The sequence below is a fragment of the Pseudooceanicola sp. NS-SX8 genome (assembly GCF_057380755.1).
Genome location: NZ_CM170819.1, coordinates 4,811,715 through 4,832,344, shown reverse-complemented (window position 1 = coordinate 4,832,344; position 20,630 = coordinate 4,811,715). Strand labels below are relative to the sequence as shown.

Here is a 20,630-nt window from a genome sequence, read left to right as displayed (position 1 = left end):
GTGACGTTGTTATCGGATAGCAGTGGGGGTTCCAGGGGCGCTATCGGATAGCGCGCGGGTGATATTGCCCGGCAGGCGGCGGCGGCCCCAATCTCCTCTCATCGCTTCACAGCCCGTCCCGGGACGGCGGGCAAGGCACCCAGCAGGCGGCAGGAAACACGCCCCGCCGCAGAGTTGAAAGGACAGATCAATGACCCGCTTCTTCCGCACCACCCGCAAGGCCCTGCTCTCCACCATCGCGGGGGCCGTTGCGCTTTCTTCCCTCGCCGTCACCCCGGCGCAGGCCGGCAATGACGAACTGGCCCGCGCCCTGATCGGCATCGGCGCCATCGCGATCATCGGCAGCGCGCTGGCCAACGAGTCGAAGGCCCGCCCCGCGCCGCAACCGGGCTATCACCAGCCGCCGCGCCACCAGCAGCCGCAGTACCGCCCGCGCCTGACCGTGTCCGACGCCTGCCAGGTGCGCACCCGGGTGAACGGCTACACCGCGATCGGCTACGACGTCTCCTGCGCCCGTCGCAGCGCCTCTGCGCCGCAGCGTCTGCCGCAGCAGTGCATCCAGCGCACCGATCCCGTCCGTTACGGCCGTCCGCAGGGCCAATACCATGGCCAGTACCAGGGCCAGCACGGCGCCCACTGGGGCGGTGACGACCGCCACCAGGGCCGCCCGCAGCAGGGCCCGGAATATATCTACCGCAAGGCCTGCATGCAGAAGAACGGCTGGTCCTCCACCTGATCGCCCAGACCCAGCCCAGCCCCTCGTCGACCCGTCCGGAGCCCTTGCTCCGGGCGGGTTTCGCGTTCAAATGGGGGGATGAAAACCACCCCCGACTATTCCCTCGAAGAGGCCCTGATCGCGCAGGGCGCCCCCCTTGTCGCAGGCGTGGACGAGGTCGGCCGCGGTCCCCTCGCCGGGCCCGTCATGGCCGCTGCCGTCATCCTCGACCCCACCGCGATCCCCGCGGGCATCAACGACTCCAAGAAGCTCTCCGTCACTGCCCGCGAAACCCTGTTCGAGGCGATCACCGCCTGCGCCCATGTGGCCGTGGCCGAAGCCTCGGTCGAGGAGATCGACGAGATCAACATCCTGCAGGCCAGTCACCTCGCCATGATGCGCGCGCTGGAGGCGCTGCCGGTCCGGCCCGACCACGTCCTGGTCGACGGAAACCGTCTGCCGAAGGCCCTGGTTCTGCCCGCGACCGCCGTGGTGAAGGGCGATGCCAAGTCGCTCTCCATCGCTGCGGCCTCGATCATGGCCAAGATCGCCCGCGACAAGCGGATGGAGGCTTTGGCGCAACAGTACCCCGGCTACGGGTGGGAATCGAACGCCGGATACCCGACTCCGGTGCACAAGGCGGCGCTCCTAGATCTCGGCGTGACCCCACATCATAGGCGTTCTTTCGCACCCGTGCGCAATATCTTGTGTCGAGACGAAAACTAAGCCCCTGATTCAGATAAATAAATTGACCTCGATTCCAGTTTGACTCATCATTTGTCCACAACAACGAGCGCAAAAATCGCGCCGTGCATTGAGGCAGTACATGATGAAAACCAAAGCAAAAGGGGCTTCCGAGCTCCCTCTCAATACCATTTTGTCCGGCGATTGCGTGGAGGTGATGAACTCGCTTCCCGAGAATTCCGTGGACCTGATCTTTGCCGATCCGCCCTATAACCTTCAGCTGCGCGGCGATCTTCATCGCCCCGACAACTCCAAGGTGGATGCGGTCGACGATGAATGGGACCAGTTCGCCAGCTTCGAAGCCTATGATCGCTTCACCCGCGACTGGCTGAAGGCCGCACGCCGGATCCTGAAACCCAATGGCGCCATCTGGGTCATTGGCAGCTACCACAACATCTTCCGCGTCGGGGCCCAGCTTCAGAACGAAGGCTACTGGATCCTGAACGACGTGGTCTGGCGCAAGGCCAACCCGATGCCGAACTTCCGCGGCAAGCGGCTGACCAATGCCCATGAAACCATGATCTGGGCGTCCAAGTCGGAAAAGGCCCGGTACACCTTCAACTACGAGGCGCTGAAGGAACTGAACGAGGGCACGCAGATGCGCTCCGACTGGGTCCTGCCGATCTGCAATGGCGGTGAGCGTCTGAAGGATGCCAACGGCGAAAAGGCCCATCCGACGCAGAAGCCGCAATCGCTGCTGCATCGCGTGCTGGTGGGCTCCACCAACCCCGGCGACGTGGTGCTCGACCCGTTCTTCGGAACCGGCACCACCGGCGCTGTCGCCAAGATGCTGGGCCGCGATTTCATCGGCATCGAACGTGAAGAGGCCTACATCAAGGTCGCAGAGGCGCGGCTGAAGCGCGTGCGCAAGTTCGACAACGAAGCGCTGGAAGTCACCCGCGCCAAGCGTGCCGAACCGCGTGTGCCCTTCGGCCAGCTGGTCGAACGCGGCATGCTGCGCCCGGGGGAGGAGCTCTACTCCCTCAATGGTCGCTACACCGCCAAGGTCCGCGCAGACGGCACGCTGATCGGCGCCGATGTGAAGGGCTCCATCCACCAGGTCGGAGCCAAGCTCGAAGGCGCGCCCTCCTGCAATGGCTGGACCTACTGGTGCTACAAGCGGGACGGCCAGAACATCCCGATCGACGTGATGCGGCAGCAGATCCGTTCCGAAATGCGCTGACGTCGCCCATGTGCGAGATTGCAAAGGCCCCGCCGGTCATCCGGCGGGGCCTTCTGCATTGATCAGGCGGCGCGCATCATGTGGTGGCCGTTTTCCAGCGTCGGGATCACCGCGTCCAGCCGGAACCAGGGGGTGGTGAAGACCGGGCCGTCGCGCAGGTGTTCGATCGCGCGGTGAAAGGCCTCGGGCGTCATGCCTTCCACCATCATCACGTCGGAGGAGCTGGCGCAGAATGCCTCCGCGTCGAAGAACCGGGCGCCGCCCAGCCCGGCACGGGAAAGCTCCGCCCGGGCCAGGCTGTCGCGCTCCGTTCTGGGGATCGACAGGAAGGCGGGCAGGGCGGTCATCAGCAGGAAATAGGTCTGGGTCATATTGGCCTCTTGCATCTGGGTTGGATGCCTTCAGAATGTGAGCAATTACTCACCTTTCAAACTCGCATCCGGAAGGGTTCACGGCGTGTCTGGACAAGAGACTGTAAAAGTTCGCAAAAAACCTCGTCAGGCGCGGGCGCGGGCGACCTGCGATGCCGCGTTGGAAGCGGCGGCTCGGATTCTGCAGCGAAAGGGGATCGCCGGGGTGACGACGAACGCCGTGGCGGAACTGGCCGGGATCTCCATCGGGTCGCTCTACCAGTACTTCCCGGGAAAGGAGGCGATCCTGGCCGAACTGGTGCGTGACATGCGCGCCCGCATGTTGTCGGACCTGACCGAAGCGGCCGTGCTCTGCGAGGGGCGTTCGCTGCGCGAGGCGGTGCACCTCCTGCTGGCGGCCTCCGTCGCGCATCAGCGGGCCGACCCGGGCCGCGCCGCCGCCATCGAAGCGGTGGAGGTGCACTTGCCGCTGGCAGAGGAAACCGCCGCGCTGAACCGTCAGATCGCGGGGCTGGTGGTGGAGGTCCTGGCGACCCACCGCGTCCCCGCGCCGGAGGTCGCGGCCCGTGACCTCGCCGCGATGACCCGCGCGCTGACGGATGCTGCATGGCAGGCGGGGGAGGTGGATCAGGACGCCATCCTGGCCCGGCTGGAACGCGCGGCGGCAGGCTACCTCGGGCTGGGGTCCTTCGGGGGCTGACCTATTCGCCCAGCTTGGCGTGGACCTCGTCCAGGTCGATCTCGCCCAGGGGCATCTTGTTGCCCGGGTTCTCGAAATCATAGCGGAACAGATCGAAGTCCTTCTTGTAGATCTCGTAGACCAGGTGCATCGACAGGTCGTCGAAGTAATCCTCGACCGGATGCGCCCGCTTGGGCCCATGCCCTTCGCTCTCGTTGAAGCGCGGGATCGAGGCGAGGTCGACGGCATGGGGCGTTTCGACCTTGTCCAGCACCTGCTGCATCCCGTCGTTGAACTGTTCCGTCCAGAAGATCTTGTCGTAGCGCCCGCCGTTCACGATGAAGGTCGACACATGGCCCGACATGGCGGACCAGTGGATGTCGGGCTCCATCGGGCGGCGCCAGCGGATGGTGTCGCGGGCGAACAGCAGGAACCGGCGGAAGCTTTCGATCTGGTCGAACTCCTGCTTGCCGTCCTCACCGCCGACCTCGATGCCGTATTTCTGGATCAGCAGGGGCACCAGGTTGCCGCGATAGCGGCGGCCATTGCGCTGGATCCCGCAGATCTTGTCGAAGAAGGACGACAGGATACGGGTGTAGGGATTGCGCACACAGGTAAAGGCATAGGACTTGTGATCCTTGGCATTCGCCTGGATCAGCGGCTGGCTCTCTGCCTGGGACCACTTGTGCAGCCCCTCGGTCGAATCGTGGATGTCACCGTCGAAGAAGCGGCCATGGTCCGAGTAGAACATGATCTGCCCGATGGTGGAGCAGGCGCATTTCGGCACCACCCTGTACACCAGGCTCTCGCTTTCCGTCATCCATGTCCCTGGAAACCCCATCTGCTCGTCCTTCCGAGGTGCGCCACCCTGCCGGGCCGCCCGTTTTTTGGCTCTGGCGCCTGCGTGGCACAAAAAAGCAAAGAAACCCTGTTTTATCAATCCGTCTTGGCGCGTATGTCTTGTCGAGCGCCTGCAAAATCGGAGATGCGACGCCACGAATGGCCACCATCGCTTTCATATTGTTGTGTCACAAGGATCCCGAGGGGATCATCGACCAGGCGAACCGGCTGACGGCGGTCGGCGACTACATGTCGATCCATTTCGACGCCCGGGCCAATCCCAACGATTACGACAGGATCCGCGAGGCGCTGAAGGACAACCCCCGCGTCACCTTCGCCCGCAAGCGCTGCAAGTGCGGCTGGGGCGAATGGTCCCTGGTGGAGGCGACGCTGCATGCGGTCGAGGCGGCGGTCGATGCCTTTCCCCGTGCCACCCATTTCTACATGCTGTCGGGCGACTGCATGTCGATCAAGACGGCCGAATACGCGCATGAATTCCTGGACCGGGATGATGTCGACTACTGCGAAAGCTTCGATTTCTTCACCTCCGGCTGGATCAAGACGGGGATCAAGGAAGAACGGCTGATCTACCGTCACTGGTTCAATGAACGGCGGCACAAGTTCTGGTTCTACAAATCCCTGGAACTGCAGCAGAAATTCGGATTTTCGCGGCCCATTCCCGATGATCTGCAGATCATGATCGGATCCCAGTGGTGGTGCCTGCGCCGCCGCACGGTCGAGGCGATCCTGGATTTCACCCGGACCCGCAGGGACGTGATGCGCTTCTTCCGCACCACCTGGATCCCGGATGAAACCTTCTTCCAGACCCTGGTGCGCCACCTCGTGCCATCGAAGGAGATCCGCTCCCGCACGCTGACCTTCCTGATGTTCACCGACTACGGCATGCCGGTGACCTTCTACAACGATCACTACGATCTGCTGCTCAGCCAGGATTTCCTCTTCGCGCGCAAACTCTCCCCCGAAGCGCATGAGGTGAAGCGCCGCCTGGGGCAGCTCTACGCGGCCAAGGGGGTCGAGTTCCAGATTTCCAACGAAGGCTGGTCGCTTTTCAAGTTCCTCACCGGCCGCGGCCGCATCGGCCGGCGCTTCGCCACCCGCTTCTGGGAAACCGAAAGCTCTCTCGGCCGGGAACGCGAGCTTCTGATCGTGATCTGCAAGAAGTGGCACGTGGCCAAGCGGCTGGTGGAACAGATCGCGGAAAAGACCGATCTGCGCACGATCGAATACCTCTTCCACGAGGAAAGCACCCCGCTGCCCGATCTTGGCGGCATCCAGTCGACGCTGGAAAAACGCACCCGCCACCGCCGCGCGCTGATGCGGATGCTCTTCGACTATTACCAGACCGACCGGATGGTGATCTGCCTCGATCCCTCCGCCATCGACCTGCTGCAGGATTTCTGCAGCGACCGCGCCCGCACCTGCCTGCTGGAGATCGAGTGCGATTTCCCCGACGACTACCTGATCGGCCATGCCAAGCGGGTGGGACTTGCAGGCGAACATACCACGCAGGAAACGCTGGAAAGGCTGCTGCCGACCATCCGCCATGACATCGCCTTCGAAAGCGACCAGATCCGCGATTCCGATTTCGAGAACCTCGAACGGATCCGCCAGTCGCAAAGCCCGGCACAGAACGCCCCGGCCCTTGCCCGTTTCCTCTCCATCGGCGAGGAACAGGCGGAGGAGATCGTCTCCCTGCCCCACCTCTTCACCGACTGAGAGAACCCATGGCCTACAGCTACGACGACCAGAACATCTTCGCCAAGATCCTGCGCGGCGAGATCCCGAACAAGACGGTGCTGGAAACCGATCACACCCTCGCCTTCGAGGATATCCGCCCCCAGGCCCCGGTCCATGTGCTTGTGATCCCCAAGGGCGCCTATGTCACCTATGACGACTTCGCCGCCAATGCGACCGATGCGGAAATCGTGGATTTCCACCGGACCCTGGCAAAAGTGGTCGAGATGACGGGCATCGGTGCCGACAAGGGCAAGGGCACCCGTTTCATTTCCAACGCGGGTGAGGATGGCGTGCAGGAAGTGCCGCATTTCCACATGCATGTGGTTGGCGGCGCCATGCTCGGCCGGATGCTGGCTCCTGCGGGCTAAGCTCTTCTAAACGCTGGGACGCGGCGTGCCTTGCGCGCGCCGGTCCTTTCACGCTATCTCCTCTGCAGGCAAACCTGTCAGGCAAACGCAGCTACGAGGGATCCCAATGGCGATCGAAGCTCCTGAAACCAAGGTCGTGGACACTGTAAAGATCGCCTGTGACGGCGGTCAGGGCGCCCTGGGTCACCCCCGCGTCTGGCTGCACATCCCCGAAGACACCGGCTTCGTGGAATGCCCCTACTGCGATGCGAAGTACATCCTGAAGGGCTCCGCCGCCGACACCACCGGCTGATCGGCCCGCGCGCCGCGCCACCCGGCGCCGCGCTTTCGGCATTTTCCGGCTGAAAACAAGCCTGCGGTCCGCAACCTGCCACGATGGGGCAGGGGCCCCGCCCGCGACCGGGGGCGCCAGGGCAGATGGCCCCCTCCGCCGATCACCGCCTTCGGGCGACCTGCGGGCCCAAACCTGCTTTCCCCCAACCCGGCTTCGTGGCACATCTGAGGGCCAGATGCACACCGGGGGTACACCATGAGTTTCGGCAAGGGCTGCCATCTTCACCTGATCGACGGATCGGCCTTCATCTTCCGCGCCTACCACGCGCTGCCGCCCCTGACCCGGAAATCCGATGGCCTGCCCATCGGCGCCGTTTCCGGCTTCTGCAACATGCTGCACCGCTACGTCGAGGGGAACACCGGCCCCGATGCGCCCACCCACGTGGCCGTCATCTTCGACAAGGGCTCCCACACCTTCCGCAATGACCTCTACGACCTCTACAAGGCCAACCGGGAGGCGATGCCGGAAGACCTGCGGCCCCAGATGCCGCTGACCCGCGAAGCCACCCGTGCCTTCAACATCGCCTGCAAGGAGCTGGAAGGCTACGAGGCGGACGACATCATCGCCACGCTGTCCTGCCAGGCGCGGGACGCGGGCGGACGCGTCACCATCATCTCCTCCGACAAGGACCTGATGCAGCTGGTGGGCGACGGGGTCGAAATGCTGGATGCGATGAAGAACCTCCGCATCGACAGCGAAGGGGTGGAGGCAAAGTTCGGCGTCGGCCCCAACCGGGTGATCGACGTGCAGGCGCTGGCAGGCGACTCGGTCGACAACGTGCCCGGCGCGCCCGGCATCGGCATCAAGACCGCCGCCCTGCTGATCAACGAATGGGGCGACCTGGAAACGCTTCTCGACAATGCCGAGAAGATCAAGCAGCCCAAGCGCCGCCAGACCCTGATCGAGAAGCGCGACCAGATCGAACTGTCGAAGAAGCTGGTCACGCTGGATTGCAGCACGCCGCTCGATTTCACCCTGGACGACCTGGAGGTGAAGGACCCCGACCCCGAGGTCCTGCTGCCCTTCCTGGCCCAGATGGAATTCCGCACGCTGACCAAGCGCATCGCCGAAGGCATGGGGGTCGAGGCGCCCGAGGTGAAGGAGCCGGAGGCGCCCGCAGGCACCGGCGTCACCGGTGACGCGGTGCCCGATGCGCCGGCCATCGACCCCGATGCCTACGAAACCGTGACCGACACCGATGCCCTGGCGCGTTGGATCGACCGCATCCGCGAACGCGGCTACGTGGCCGTCGATACGGAAACCACCGGTCTTGATGAAATGGTCGTGGATCTGGTCGGCATCTGCCTCTGCGTCGATGCCGGCACCGCCTGCTACATCCCCCTGACCCACAAGGCCGAAGGCGAGTCCGATGGTCTCTTCGGCAATGATGACCTCGCCCCCGGGCAGATCCCGCTGAACACCGCGCTCGACATGCTCAAACCCGTGCTGGAGGACGCCTCGATCCTCAAGATCGGGCAGAACATGAAATACGACGCCAAGATCCTGAAACGCTACGGCGTGACGGTGGCGCCCTTCGACGACACCATGCTGATCTCCTACGCGCTCAACGCCGGGCTGCACGGCCATGGCATGGATGCGCTGGCGGAGCGTTACCTTGACCACACGCCGATCCCGATCAAGGAGATCATCGGTTCGGGCAAGTCGATGATCACCTTCGACCGCGTGCCGATCGACAAGGCCACCCGCTATGCCGCCGAAGATGCCGATGTCACCCTGCGCCTGTGGCAAGTGCTGAAACCGCGCCTGCACCTGGAAAAGGTCACCACGGTCTACGAAACGCTGGAACGCCCGCTCTCGCCCGTGCTGGCGCAGATGGAAATGCATGGCGTGCAGGTCGACCGCGACACGCTTTCGCGCATGTCCAACGCCTTTTCGCAGAAGATGGCGCAGCTGGAGGCCGAGATTCACGAACTGGCCGGGGAAACCTTCAACGTCGGTTCGCCCAAGCAGCTGGGGGAAATCCTCTTCGACAAGATGGGGCTCGAGGGCGGCAAGAAGGGCAAGACCGGCGCCTATGCCACCGGCGCGGACATCCTCGAAGACCTGGCGACCGAACATGACCTGCCCGCGCGGGTGCTGGACTGGCGCCAGCTCAGCAAGCTGAAATCGACCTACACCGATGCCCTGCAGGAACATATCAACGCCGAAACCGGCCGCGTGCACACCTCCTACGTGCAGACCGGCGCCAACACCGGGCGCCTCGCCTCGACCGATCCGAACCTGCAGAACATCCCCGTCCGCTCCGAAGAAGGCCGCCGCATCCGCGAAGCCTTCGTCGCGCCCGAGGGCAAGACCCTGCTCTCGCTCGACTATTCCCAGATCGAACTGCGCATCCTCGCCCATGTCGCGGGCATCGACGCGCTGAAACAGGCCTTCCACGAAGGTCAGGACATTCACGCCGCCACGGCGTCAGAGATGTTCGGCGTGCCGCTGGAGGAGATGACCTCGGAAGTCCGCCGTCAGGCCAAGGCGATCAACTTCGGCGTCATCTACGGTATCTCGGGCTTCGGCCTGGCGCGCAACCTGCGGATCCCGCGGGCAGAGGCGCAGGGCTTCATCGACCGCTACTTCGAACGCTTCCCCGGCATCCGTGAATACATGGATGCGACGACCCAGTTCGCGAAGGAGCACCTCTACGTCGAAACGCTCTTCGGCCGGAAGATCCACACGCCAGAGATCGCGGCCAAGGGCCCTCGCGCCGGTTTCGCCAAGCGCGCGGCGATCAACGCCCCGATCCAGGGGACGGCGGCGGACATCATCCGCCGCGCCATGATCCGCATGCCCGAGGCGATTGCCGACCTGCCGGTGAAGATGCTGCTGCAGGTGCACGATGAACTGGTGTTCGAAGTGGATGAGGGCGCCGAGGATCAGGTGATCGCCGTGGCAAAAGAGGTCATGGAAAGCGCCGCCAACCCGGCAGTGAAGCTCGACGTGCCGCTGGTCGTCGACGCGGGGCAGGGCAGGAACTGGGCCGAGGCGCACTGACCGGGCCGGGGATGGATCGGCGGCCGATGGTGGATTTCATCCACCCTACGGCGCCCAGCATCACCCGGGATGCCGAAAGCCGGTCGTAGGGCGGGGTTCACCCCGCCGCCCCCACCGCCCTACACCCCAAACCCATCCGCGACGCGCACCTCCGCCGCCGTGACTCCGCGCCGGTTGCGCAATTCCGCCCGCATCCGCTTCCGCGCTGCCGGATGATCCGCCTCCAGCACGCCGTATTTCACCAGCAACTGCGTGATCGCCGCTTCGCTGGCCCGGGTGCCGCCGTCCAGCACCTTCACCGCCATGCCCAGACCCTGTTCCGGCAGGATCGCGACGAAAACCGCCTCGGCGCCGGTCTTCACCGCCGCCCGGCCGCCCATGGCGCGCATCAGCTCGGTACAGGCCCGGCCCTCACCCGCCACCATCTCCGGATGCGCCATCATCGCGTCGCGCAGCCGCACCATGGCGCTCTCCCGCGTGGCCCGGCCCTCGCGCGCGGCGGCAAAGCCCGCCATCGCCCGCGCCAGCCCCTGCAGCGAAGTAGCGAAATTGGGCGCCGAACAGCCGTCGGTGCCCCAGCCGCGCACCGCCTCGCCCGTCACCTCCTCGAAGGCCGCGCGCACGGCGCGCTGCACCGGGTGGTCGACCTCGTGATACTCCGTCCCGCCGCCGATATGCCGGTTCAGCGTCAGGAACCCGGAATGCTTGCCGGAGCAGTTGTTGTGGATCTGGCAGGGGCTTTCCCCGGCCCGGATCAGCCCATCCCGCGCCGGGATGTCCGAGGGCTCCTGCGCGCCACAGCGCAGGTCGCCCTCGCCCAGGCCCAGCCCCGACAGCCACGCCGTCACCGCGTCGGAATGGATCGCCGCCCCGTTGTGCGACGCGCAGGACAGTGCCAGCTGCGCCGGGGTCAGCCCCACGGCATCCGCAGCACCGCTTTCCACCAGCGGCAGCGCCTGGATCATCTTGCAGGACGACCGCGGGTAGATCACCGCGCCCGGGTTGCCCCAGGCCTCCACCACCTCTCCGGCCGCGTTCACGACCACCGCATGGCCGAAATGCAGGCTTTCACACAGCCCGCCCCGCCAGACCTCGGCGACCGGCACCGCGCCTGCATCCTGCGGCCCGATCGGCCCCGTTTCGAAACCACCGCCCTCTGCGTTCATCCGGCTCTCCTTCGCTGCCCGTTCCGCTGTTCAAAGATCCGCGAAAACCCGCCAATCAGCCTTTCGCATGTGGCAGAAATCCGTCTAATATTGCAATGTCGAGCGAAGCAGATCCCCGCAGACGCCGGTCAGGCGCAGGGGCACGAACAGAGGCAGACGGCTTGGAGACTGTACAGATGAAATCCCGGGTACTCACCGCCGCGGCCATGCTGGCCTGCGCGGCCAGCACCGCAGTCGCACAGCAAAGCGTGAGCGAGAACCAGGTCGGTGCGAAAACCGACTGGTCCGTGTTCGAAGACAGCGATCCCCGCGAATGCTGGGCGGTGTCGGTCCCGAAGGAAACCGTGAACACCCGTGACGGCGAAGTCGTCTCCGTGCGCCGGAGCGAGATTCAGCTGATGGCCTTCTACCGGCCTGGCGCCTCGGTCACCGGCCAGATCGCCTTCACCGGCGGCTATCCCTTCGCGGATGGCTCCACCGTCTCGATGGAGATCGACGGCACCAGCTTCGACCTCGGGACCGAAGGCGAATGGGCCTGGCCGCTGCCCAATGATGACGGCCGCATCCTGGCCGCGCTGAAAGGCGGGTCCGAAGCGGTGCTGACCGGCCGGTCCAGCCGTGGCACGGTGACGAAGGACACCTTCTCCCTCATGGGCTTCACCGCAGCCGTCGAAGACAGCGAACGCCGCTGCAAGTGATCCCCTGCCGGCCTTGGGGCACCCGCCCCGGCCAACCCTGCTCAAAAGGCCCGGGCCCCGTTCGTCGCGGCCCGGCTTTTCATGTTCCGTGGAATGAGCTATAGAGCCGGACTTCCACCCAGCCGCGCACAACCGCCCCAAGCCAGAGCCCCGAGGCCGCCATGAGCCAGCAAACCCCTGCCGCGCCGATCACCCAGGACGTCCTGACCATCCCCCGGAAACTGCCGGAGGGCGCCAGGAACCTCGTGGGTCTCACCCGTCCGCAGCTGCGCGACGCGCTGATCGAGGTCGGCACGCCGGAAAAGCAGGCCAAGATGCGGGTCAACCAGCTCTGGCAGTGGATCTACCACTGGGGCGTGCGCGATTTTTCGGTCATGACCAACCTGGCCAAGGACTTCCGCGCAAAGCTGGCCGAAAATTTCGTGATCGAGCTGCCGGAGATCGTGTCGAAGAACGTTTCCGCCGACGGCACGCGCAAGTACCTGGTGAAGATCGCAGGCGGCCACGAGGTCGAGGTGGTCTACATCCCCGAAACCGACCGCGGCACGCTCTGCATCTCCTCCCAGGTGGGCTGCACCCTGACCTGCTCCTTCTGCCACACCGGCACGCAGAAGCTGGTCCGCAACCTGACGCCCGGTGAAATCATCGGCCAGGTCATGCTGGTGCGCGACGACCTGGGCGAATGGCCCGAACCCGGCACCGGCACCGGCGAAAACGGGCCGCGCCTCCTGTCCAACATCGTGCTGATGGGCATGGGCGAGCCGCTCTACAACTTCGAGAACGTCCGCGACGCGATGAAGATCGCCATGGACGGCGAGGGCATCGCCCTGTCGCGCCGCCGCATCACGCTCTCGACCTCCGGCGTCGTGCCGGAAATCGCCAAGTGCGCCGAGGAAATCGGCTGCCTGCTGGCGGTCTCCTTCCACGCCACCACCGACGAGGTGCGCAACAAGCTGGTGCCGATCAACAAGCGCTGGAACATCGAGGAACTGCTGGCCACGCTGAAGGAATACCCGCGCCTGTCGAACTCCGAACGGATCACCTTCGAATACGTGATGCTGAAGGACGTGAACGACAGTGACGAGGACGCCCGGCGGCTGGTCCGGCTGATTTCCGGCATCCCGGCCAAGATCAACCTGATCCCCTTCAACGAATGGCCCGGCGCCCCCTACCAGCGCTCCGACTGGTCCCGGATCGAGGCCTTCGCGGATATCGTCCACAAGGCCGGCTATGCCTCGCCGATCCGGACGCCGCGCGGCGAAGACATCATGGCCGCCTGCGGCCAGCTGAAGTCCGCGACCGAACGCGCCCGGAAGTCCCGCGCCCAGATCGCCGCCGAAAGCGGCCTCTGACAGGCCAGGGGGGAGGGGGCTTTGCCCCCTCTGGAGCCTGCGGCTCCATTCACCCCCGCGGATATTTCAAGCCAGCAAATGGACAGGCAAGCGGGCCGGGCAGGCGCGTCGCCCGATCCGATCCGCAAGGCCCGCACCCGCAAGGGGGCGGGTTTCGTCTTTCCGAAGCTTGGCCACGTCGGACCCCGGGCGAATCCGCCTCGTCCACGCCCTCCGACAAGGAACAATTCATGGAATGTGTTCCATCAAAGGGAACATTTCATGCGTAAATGACCTGTCGTAGCTTTGGCTCAACGCATCGGATGGATGCGACCCAACAGCTCGAAAGGACTTCGACATGAAACCGTTTCACCTGATTTCCGCCGCTCTCATCGCCGCAAGCCCCGTCGTTCCGGCCATGGCCGAGGACAACAACGCAGCCGCGGCCGCCGCCTTCGCCGAACTGGCCACCCGGCAGGCCGACGACGCCCGCATCGCCGGCAACCTCGACACTTTCGACACGCTCGATTTCGATGTCTTCACCAACCAGAAATGGGACCGGCTGCATGAAAGCCATGCCGAGGACATCAAGGTCCACTGGCCCGACGGCCACGTGGAAGAAGGCCTCGACACCCATATCGCAAGCCTCTCCTACTTCTTCACCTTTGCCCCCGACACCCGGATCGAAAAGCACCCGGTGCGCATCGGTCAGGGCGAATGGACCGGCGTGGTGGGCGTGATCGAAGGTACCTTCACCGAACCGATGCCCCTGGCCGACGGCTCCACCATCGCGCCCACCGGCAAGGCCTACAAGCTGACCATGGCCACCGTGGGCCACTGGACCGAGGCCGGTGTGATGGATGAGGAATACCTCTTCTGGGACAACGCTGCCTTCTACGCGCAGATCGGCCTGGGCCAGTAAACTGGGTCAGTAACCTCCGCCTCTCGCCTGTTTCCCGACCTCACCGCACCGTGCCCCGCACGGTGCGGCTTTTCATGCGGTCAGAGCGTGGACCAGCAGGGGAAGGGATCGCCCGGCGCGGGCGTGGCGGCGTGGACGCCCCGCGCGATGGCGCGGGTCATGGTGACGGCTGCGGCATGGCAGAGCGCCAGCATGTCGAATTCGCCGGTCAGCGGCTTCGCCCCGGTCGCCGCGCCAAAGATCAGGTCGCCGTCGGCGGGGGTATGACTGGGTACCAGCGCGCGGGCGAAGCCGTCATGCGCCGCCGTGGCCAGCCGCTTTGTCTGGGCCTGGGTCAGGTCGGCATCGGTGGCGACGATGCCGATCGTGGTGTTGCCCTTGGTGATTCCCATCAGCTCCGCCTTGGTCAGGGCGTGGTGCGGATCGGGGAAGTGCCCGGGCAGGCCCAGCCCGCCGAATTCGTCGCCCATCTCCCACGGCGCCGCCCAGAACTGCCGCCCCGCGCCGACCGTCGCGGTGCCAAGGGCGTTCACGGCCACCAGCGCGCCCACCACATGGCCCGAGGGCAGCCGGACGGAGGCACTGCCCAGCCCGCCCTTCAGCCCCGCCGTCATGGCGCCGGTGCCTGCGCCCGCCGTTCCCAGCTCCACCTGCTGGCCGCGGGCCGCATAGGCCGCCCGGCCAAGCGCCTTGTAGGGGTTCTCGGTCCAGCCCTTGTCGCCGCCGTTCACCAGGTCGAAGAGGATGGCGGAGGGCACGATCGGTACCCGCACCGGCCCCGCCTGGTAGCCGCGCCCGGCCTCGCGCAGGGCATCGGCCACGCCGCCCGCGGCATCCAGCCCGAAGGCGGACCCGCCCGACAGCACCAGCGCATCGACCTTCTGCACCGTCTTGTCGGGCGCCAGCAGGTCGGTTTCCCGCGTGCCGGGGGCGCCGCCCATGACATGCACCGCCGCCGTGAAGGGGGCATCGGCGGTCAGCACCGTCACCCCGGTCTTCACCGCCTCGTCCCGGCTCTGGCCGACCAGCAGCCCCTCTACATCCGTGATCGTGTTGCGCATGCCGGCCTCTCTTCAAGTCGCTTTCGCCACGCACTAAATCGCGCCTCCGAACGGGTCGCAACGGCAAAGCGCCTCCGCTTTGGCGCGCGCGCGGGCCTCTGTCTTGCGCAGGTCATTTGCCCGTGCCATGCCGGGAAAACCGGAGACAAGCCCATGTAAATCGGCTTAACTCTCCCCATATTCTTACGGATGTTTCCGACGGAGGACTGACATGTCGACATTCGAGGCCCAGCTTGAGCAGAGCCAGAAAGAGGTTGCCGAAGCGCAATCGAAGATTTCGGAGCTGACCTCGCGGATCGAGACCGCCCGGGAAAAGATGGCCACCGGCGAAGATGTCTCCATCGAGATCGAGAATGCCACGCTGGATGACGTCCACGCCCATACCGAGCAGATGAACGCGAATATCGCGGAGCTGATCATGGGCCTCGACGACGTGACGGCGCAGTTCTCCAAGGACTTCGACGAGATGCGCGGCAAGACCGCCTGGGAAAGCTTCGTCGGCATCTTCTCCAAGGTGAAGGCCGACAACATGCGCCAGGAGCGCGTGCGCACTGCCTCCATCGACGACAAGCTGCAGGATCTGATCGCCAAGTCCGACACGATCACCAAGCTGCTGGAGGGGCAGCTGGCGGTGCTGGAGGAGCAGAAGCAGAAGGTCGAAAGCAACCTGACCGGCACCCTCGACGAACGCGAGGAAACGGTGCAGGGCCTGGAAGACGTGCGGTCCCAGATCACCGACATGGATCCCCGGATCATCGAGCTGGAAAACAAGATCGCGGTGGAACAGGACGCGGCGGCGCGGACCAAGCTGGAAACGGCGCTGGCGGTGCTGAACACCAGCTACAACGCGCTGGTGCAGGACGAACAGGTCCGCATCGCCCGGTCCCAGACGCTGGAACGCTACATCGAGAAGGGCAAGACCTGGATCGACAGCCTGCAGAACCAGGCGGCGACGCAGATGGTGCTGATCAACAAGCTGAAGACGGATACCTCGCAACGGGTCGTGCTCTATGATGCGCTGACCAAGTCGCTGAAGACCGCGCAGCAGCAGGAAGTGGCCCACCGGATCAACGAGATCGGGGTTGAAACCGACAAGCAGGCGCAGCAGGCCATGGCGCAGATCGGGGCGGCGACCAACTCCCGCATGGCCGACATGATGGAAGCGCACGAGGGCCAGATGGTCTTTGCCCGCTCCGTGCTGGAGGCCAAGGTCAAGGCGGACGAACGCTTTGCCCGCCGCTTCCAGAAGATCGTCGAGAAGCACGACAAGAACCTCTACGGCGCGTGACGCCGGGCCGGACGGTACGGCGCTGGCTCCCCTCCGGGGGAGCCTCGCCCCGCCCGCCGTCCCCGGGGCCGGGCTGGCCCGGGGCGGGCAGGGCAAGGGGTGCAGGACAGGAACGACCGGCCGGGGCTGACACCCGACCAAGGACAGGGACCAGATGACCGGAACCGGGCAGAGCGATACCGCGCCCAGCGACCGCGTGGGGATCTCCGATTTCCACGCTTCCCGCCGCTATTTCCGCAAGTTCGAGGCGATCATGGGCCACCTCGCCCGGGTCGCCGCCACCATGCGCGCCGAAGGCACCCTCTCTGACCGCGAGACGGAGATCCTCGCCCGCCAGGTCTCGGCCCTGACCTACACCTTCCGCGCGCTCTCGATGAAATACCTGCTCTCGGGGCGCGACACCGGGCGCTTCTTCGGTTCCCTGACCATCGACAACCACGAAAGCGGCTTCCCCACGGCGCAGGAGCTTATGGTGATGGCCAATGACGCCGGCCAGGCGGCCAAGCATCTGGCCGCCATGCCCTCGACCGCAGACATGAAGCGCCAGATGCTGGAAGAGATCCTGGGCGATCACAGCGTACCGACGAAGACCCAGTTCGCCCTCTCCCAAAGGCTCTACTACGAGGAACTTGCGCGGGGGCAGCTCTTCTGGCCGCGCAACGACCCGGAGGCGATCTGGCTGCGCGATGTCGGCCGTGGCCGCCGCGCCTTCCTGCTGCACTGGTCGGTCTACGACACCCAGGTCAACCTGCCCATCGTCTACGTGATGGAGGTGGAGGACACGGGCCGCACCGGCCTGCCCAAGGACCAGTCGCGCTGGCCGCAGGTCCAGGCCCACCTGATGGCGCAGAGCCTGGGCGCGCTGAAGCTGCTGACCATTGCCAAGGGGTTTGACGAGGATTTCGCAGACCTGCACCCCAAACGCCTGCGCCGGTTCCACATCGGGCCGATGTACTCCCATGCCTACACCCGCCAGTCCGGACCGATCCGCGACGTGCTGGCCGGCGCGGGCGGCGACGAGGGTGACGACTGGGCGCTGGCCTGGACGGATGAGGAGCTGGTCTCCGACCGGGTCAAGACCGAGAAGAACGGCTGGTTCGGCCAGGTGGAGCGGGAGATCTTCGCCCTCGATCCCCTGTCCGGCGGAACGGAGACCGGCGCGACCCGCCAGGACCGTTCGCTGATCCTGCCCGCGCGCCCCTTCCAGGTGCTGTCGGAACAGAACCCCCCGGGCTTTTCCCGTGTCCGCAAGTACGTCGTCGGCGCCAGCGACCGCGTGCTGCGCTACTGATCCGCCCCGGCGGACGCAACATAGGCAAGATGAGAGGAGCCCGCGATGAGCCTCACCGGTGACCTGATGGAGCTGCGGGAGGACGAGATCCGCAAGCACTACCCCGGCGCCGAGGCGCTGCTGGAGGGCTTCGACCACGCCCCGCGCATCGCCCGCGACACGGCCCCGGCCAGGGTGGAGGAACGCTCGCCCGGCCTCGGCACGACGCGGCGCCGCTTCCGCTCGACCACGCCGGGGCTGGCCACGCGCCGCACCGGGCCTGCGGGCGGCATCCACCTGCTGGACCGGATCGCGGCCTGCGACGGCGACGATCCCCTGACCTCGCCCCGCCAGGCCGCCGTGGCCCGCGCCATCCGCCGCGCGCTGGCCATCGCCATGGCCCTGGGGGAAAGCTTCGCCGCCACCTCCGCCCTGGGGGAGCTGAAGGCCGCCAACCTCGCCGGCAGCCTGCCCCGGGACCGCGCGGCGGAGTTCTCCGAACTGCTCGCCGCCGCCTCCCTGCTGCAGCTCCACGTCTTCGCCAATGCGCTCTCCTACCTGCTGTCTTCCCAGATGGGGGAGCTGACGGTCGACGCGGGCGAGGCGGAGGAGATCCTGACGGACAACGCCCCCCTCGCCCTGCAGGGCACCCTGTGGGAACTGGACCGCAAGCTCGCCACCTTCGCAGAGGGGGACGAGGAAAAGCTCGTCCCGACGATCACCGCCCATTGTGCCCAGCTGATGGAGGTCGTGGCCCTGCGCGCCGCCGAGCATCCCCACCTCGGCGCCTTCACCGGCGCTGCCTGGCGGATCGAGGCGGACGGGCTGACGATCCGCGGCTTCACGCCGGCCAGCCACGCGAAATCCTCCTCCCTGGTGATGACCTTCCGCAAGCCGCACGAGGTGGTGGGCAACCACATCGCAAAGTACCAGGCGATGCGGCTGGCCAAGATGCTGATGGCCTATGATTTCACCCGCAAGATGAACCCCTTCGCGGAACTCGGCGGCTTCATCTTCACCTTCATGGGCGACGGCATGCCCGGCACCGGCAAGACCACCCTGATCCAGATGATGGCGGGTCTCCTGAACGACTACTGCCAGGCGGCGGGCTACCCGTTCCGCTACCAGAACTTCGGCGTCGACAATATCGACAGCTACCAGGGCAAGTCCGGCCAGAACGCCAAGGCCTTCATCCAGAACGTCCTGGATCCCTCCGTCATCGGCTTCGGCACCATCGACGACATCGACCAGATCGCCGGCAAACGCGGTGACCGCCAAAGCTCGGCCGGCCAGCAGGAGGTCACGGCGGTCTTCATGGAGGCCTTCGCCGGGGCCAACACCGTGGTGCGCGGCAACTGCACCTTCGGCATGTTCTCCAACTATCCCGAAAACGTCGACGATGCCCTGCGTCAGCGCGCCGGCGCCCGCTTCCTCGTCGACGGGCCGCAGACCCGGGACGACTACATCGACATCCTCGCCCTGCTGCTGGGCAAGCGGCACGACATCCCGCTCGGCGATCATGAGCTCTACGCCGCCCAGCAGATCCAGCGCGCCGTGGCCGAAAGTTTCGCTTCCCACGCGCGCCCGAAGGAAGCGCCGCTGGCGGAGGTCTACGACACGGTGCAGCGCCAGCTGGGCCCGCTCGACACCATCGCGAAGCTCGGCACCTACCTGAAGGCCATCCAACAGGCCGACCCCCGCTTCACCGGCCGGGCCATCAAGAACATCACCGACGCGGTGAAGGTCCGCGCCATGGACTTCGAACTGCCGGATGACTGGATGGAGGACCCCGCGCTCTTCCTCGCGAAGGATTACGACACCAAGCGCGCCATGATCGAGGAACTGCGCCGCCCCATCACGGTCGAGATGGTGGTGCAGGAAATCAACCGCTACGCCGACAGCGAATTCCGCTACGCCGACAAGTCCGATGCGGCGGCGATCGACGCCATGGTCCGCGACATGGGTCGGACGGAAGAGGCAAAGCGCCGCTACCTGGCGGAGCGCGACGGATGACCTCCCGCCCCCTCGTGGACATGACCTTCGCGGAGGCGCTGCCCGGTCTCCTGCTGCTGGCGGTGCTGGTGGCGGGCGGGATCCGGGCCTGCCGCAGGCTGGCCCGGCATGTGCCGCGCACGCGGGCGGGGCGGAACTGGAAACGCGCGGGCGCGGTGGCGCTGCCGCTGCTGCTGGGGGTCGGGGGCTTCCTGCTCTCGCCCTCGCTGACGGGCTGGCTGGTGGGCATCGAGGTGCCTGCGCCGGACCCGGACAACGGGGTCGAGGTCGCCTTCTCGGTCATGTTCTTCTTCTCGGTCTTCCTGCTGGCGGCACCGGCCGAACTGCTGTTCTACGCGGCCCTGGTGGGGCTGGCGGTCCTGGCCCTGATGACCGCGGTTCTGACCTTCAACTGGCAAAGGGCCGGGGCGGATGCCTGAGGCGGGGCGTCGCACGGTGGATTGCATCCACCCTACGAGGGGAGCGCCCGTAGGGTGGATGAAATCCACCACCCCGCCCACAGCATCCCCCGCGACCTCCCACCACGCCCGACCCTCTTGCATCCCTTGCTATGCGCAGTGGTATGGTTCCTCACAGAGGGCCCCGACATGAGACACGACCCGCACCCATCGCACCCAGGTCCTGAGGCGCAGCCCATGCGTGACGCGGGGCATCGCACCGGCCCCAAGGGGCAGCGGGCGATCAGAACCGATCTTGGGCAAGATTTCCGCCCGAAGCAGGCAAAGCCCCGGGGGCGTGCATCATGACCGACAAGTTGAAACCTCTGGACAACAGAACCGAGGGCAGCGCCCGGCCCGAGGGTGGGCGTGTAGCGCCCGCCCTGGGGGGCGGGTCGGGCGCTGCCCGGCGGTGCCCGCCGGGCGGGACGTATGGATGGGTTGAC

Annotated in this window: 19 protein-coding genes; 15 read left to right on the top strand and 4 right to left on the bottom strand. The window is 65.9% G+C overall.

Translation table 11 applies throughout. From position 1 onward, the window contains the following. Positions 1-190 precede the first annotated feature (190 nt). The 3 genes from AC2IR1_RS22190 (at position 191) to AC2IR1_RS22180 (ending at position 2,642) form a co-directional block, all read left to right on the top strand. Positions 191-736, top strand: coding sequence for a hypothetical protein (locus AC2IR1_RS22190; protein ID WP_486474146.1), 546 nt, complete (start codon positions 191-193; stop codon positions 734-736). A gap of 78 nt (positions 737-814) precedes the next feature. Continuing rightward, a complete protein-coding gene (locus AC2IR1_RS22185; protein ID WP_486474145.1) occupies positions 815-1,441 on the top strand; it encodes a ribonuclease HII in 627 nt (208 codons plus the stop codon). A 100-nt stretch (positions 1,442-1,541) separates the two neighbouring features. Then, a complete protein-coding gene (locus tag AC2IR1_RS22180; protein WP_486474144.1) occupies positions 1,542-2,642 on the top strand; it encodes a DNA methyltransferase in 1,101 nt (366 codons plus the stop codon). A 62-nt stretch (positions 2,643-2,704) separates the two neighbouring features. Here AC2IR1_RS22180 and AC2IR1_RS22175 read toward each other — a convergent pair whose 3' ends face one another. Then, on the bottom strand, positions 2,705-3,013 hold the full coding sequence (locus AC2IR1_RS22175; RefSeq protein ID WP_486474143.1) for a darcynin family protein: 309 nt from the start codon (positions 3,011-3,013) through the stop codon (positions 2,705-2,707). 37 nt (positions 3,014-3,050) lie between these two features. On the opposite strand from AC2IR1_RS22175, the gene AC2IR1_RS22170 reads away from it, so the two are divergent. Then, positions 3,051-3,713 (top strand): TetR/AcrR family transcriptional regulator, encoded by a 663-nt coding sequence (locus AC2IR1_RS22170; RefSeq protein WP_486474142.1) that lies wholly within the window; start codon positions 3,051-3,053, stop codon positions 3,711-3,713. 1 nt (position 3,714) lies between these two features. Here the strand turns inward: AC2IR1_RS22170 and AC2IR1_RS22165 are convergent, their stop codons facing one another. After that, a complete protein-coding gene (locus AC2IR1_RS22165) occupies positions 3,715-4,533 on the bottom strand; it encodes a sulfotransferase family protein (protein WP_486474141.1) in 819 nt (272 codons plus the stop codon). Between the two features lie 158 nt (positions 4,534-4,691). Here AC2IR1_RS22165 and AC2IR1_RS22160 point away from each other — a divergent pair, with 158 nt between their 5' ends. The 4 genes from AC2IR1_RS22160 to polA all read left to right on the top strand — a co-directional run bounded on the left by AC2IR1_RS22160 (position 4,692) and on the right by polA (position 9,998). Then, positions 4,692-6,269 (top strand): DUF5928 domain-containing protein, encoded by a 1,578-nt coding sequence (locus AC2IR1_RS22160; RefSeq protein WP_486474140.1) that lies wholly within the window; start codon positions 4,692-4,694, stop codon positions 6,267-6,269. A gap of 8 nt (positions 6,270-6,277) precedes the next feature. Next, positions 6,278-6,658: an HIT domain-containing protein gene (locus AC2IR1_RS22155; protein ID WP_486474139.1), complete on the top strand. Its 381-nt coding sequence runs from the start codon at positions 6,278-6,280 to the stop codon at positions 6,656-6,658. Between the two features lie 106 nt (positions 6,659-6,764). Beyond that, entirely contained in the window at positions 6,765-6,950 is a 186-nt protein-coding gene (locus AC2IR1_RS22150) for a zinc-finger domain-containing protein (protein ID WP_486474138.1), read from the top strand. A 237-nt stretch (positions 6,951-7,187) separates the two neighbouring features. Then, the gene (polA, locus tag AC2IR1_RS22145) at positions 7,188-9,998 is read left to right on the top strand and encodes a DNA polymerase I (protein WP_486474137.1); all 2,811 of its coding nucleotides are present in this window, start codon (positions 7,188-7,190) and stop codon (positions 9,996-9,998) included. A 119-nt stretch (positions 9,999-10,117) separates the two neighbouring features. Here the strand turns inward: polA and AC2IR1_RS22140 are convergent, their stop codons facing one another. Beyond that, positions 10,118-11,164: an asparaginase gene (locus tag AC2IR1_RS22140; RefSeq protein ID WP_486474136.1), complete on the bottom strand. Its 1,047-nt coding sequence runs from the start codon at positions 11,162-11,164 to the stop codon at positions 10,118-10,120. Between the two features lie 176 nt (positions 11,165-11,340). Between AC2IR1_RS22140 and AC2IR1_RS22135 the strand changes: the two genes are divergently transcribed. The 3 genes from AC2IR1_RS22135 (at position 11,341) to AC2IR1_RS22125 (ending at position 14,115) form a co-directional block, all read left to right on the top strand. Next, positions 11,341-11,862, top strand: coding sequence for an invasion associated locus B family protein (locus AC2IR1_RS22135; protein WP_486474135.1), 522 nt, complete (start codon positions 11,341-11,343; stop codon positions 11,860-11,862). Between the two features lie 161 nt (positions 11,863-12,023). Beyond that, positions 12,024-13,214: a dual-specificity RNA methyltransferase RlmN gene (gene rlmN / locus AC2IR1_RS22130; RefSeq protein WP_486474134.1), complete on the top strand. Its 1,191-nt coding sequence runs from the start codon at positions 12,024-12,026 to the stop codon at positions 13,212-13,214. Between the two features lie 337 nt (positions 13,215-13,551). After that, positions 13,552-14,115, top strand: coding sequence for an ester cyclase (locus AC2IR1_RS22125; protein ID WP_486474133.1), 564 nt, complete (start codon positions 13,552-13,554; stop codon positions 14,113-14,115). Positions 14,116-14,195: 80 nt separating this feature from the next. Here the strand turns inward: AC2IR1_RS22125 and AC2IR1_RS22120 are convergent, their stop codons facing one another. Further along, complete coding sequence (locus AC2IR1_RS22120; protein ID WP_486474132.1) at positions 14,196-15,176, bottom strand: P1 family peptidase; 981 nt, start codon at positions 15,174-15,176, stop codon at positions 14,196-14,198. 211 nt (positions 15,177-15,387) lie between these two features. Between AC2IR1_RS22120 and AC2IR1_RS22115 the strand changes: the two genes are divergently transcribed. The 4 genes from AC2IR1_RS22115 to AC2IR1_RS22100 all read left to right on the top strand — a co-directional run bounded on the left by AC2IR1_RS22115 (position 15,388) and on the right by AC2IR1_RS22100 (position 20,166). Continuing rightward, positions 15,388-16,464, top strand: coding sequence for a hypothetical protein (locus AC2IR1_RS22115; protein WP_486474131.1), 1,077 nt, complete (start codon positions 15,388-15,390; stop codon positions 16,462-16,464). 154 nt (positions 16,465-16,618) lie between these two features. Continuing rightward, complete coding sequence (locus AC2IR1_RS22110; RefSeq protein WP_486474130.1) at positions 16,619-17,755, top strand: hypothetical protein; 1,137 nt, start codon at positions 16,619-16,621, stop codon at positions 17,753-17,755. 45 nt (positions 17,756-17,800) lie between these two features. Beyond that, entirely contained in the window at positions 17,801-19,747 is a 1,947-nt protein-coding gene (locus AC2IR1_RS22105) for an ATP-binding protein (protein ID WP_486474129.1), read from the top strand. Then, entirely contained in the window at positions 19,744-20,166 is a 423-nt protein-coding gene (locus AC2IR1_RS22100) for a hypothetical protein (protein WP_486474128.1), read from the top strand. The genes AC2IR1_RS22105 and AC2IR1_RS22100 overlap by 4 nt, the downstream gene beginning before the upstream one ends. Positions 20,167-20,630 lie beyond the last annotated feature (464 nt).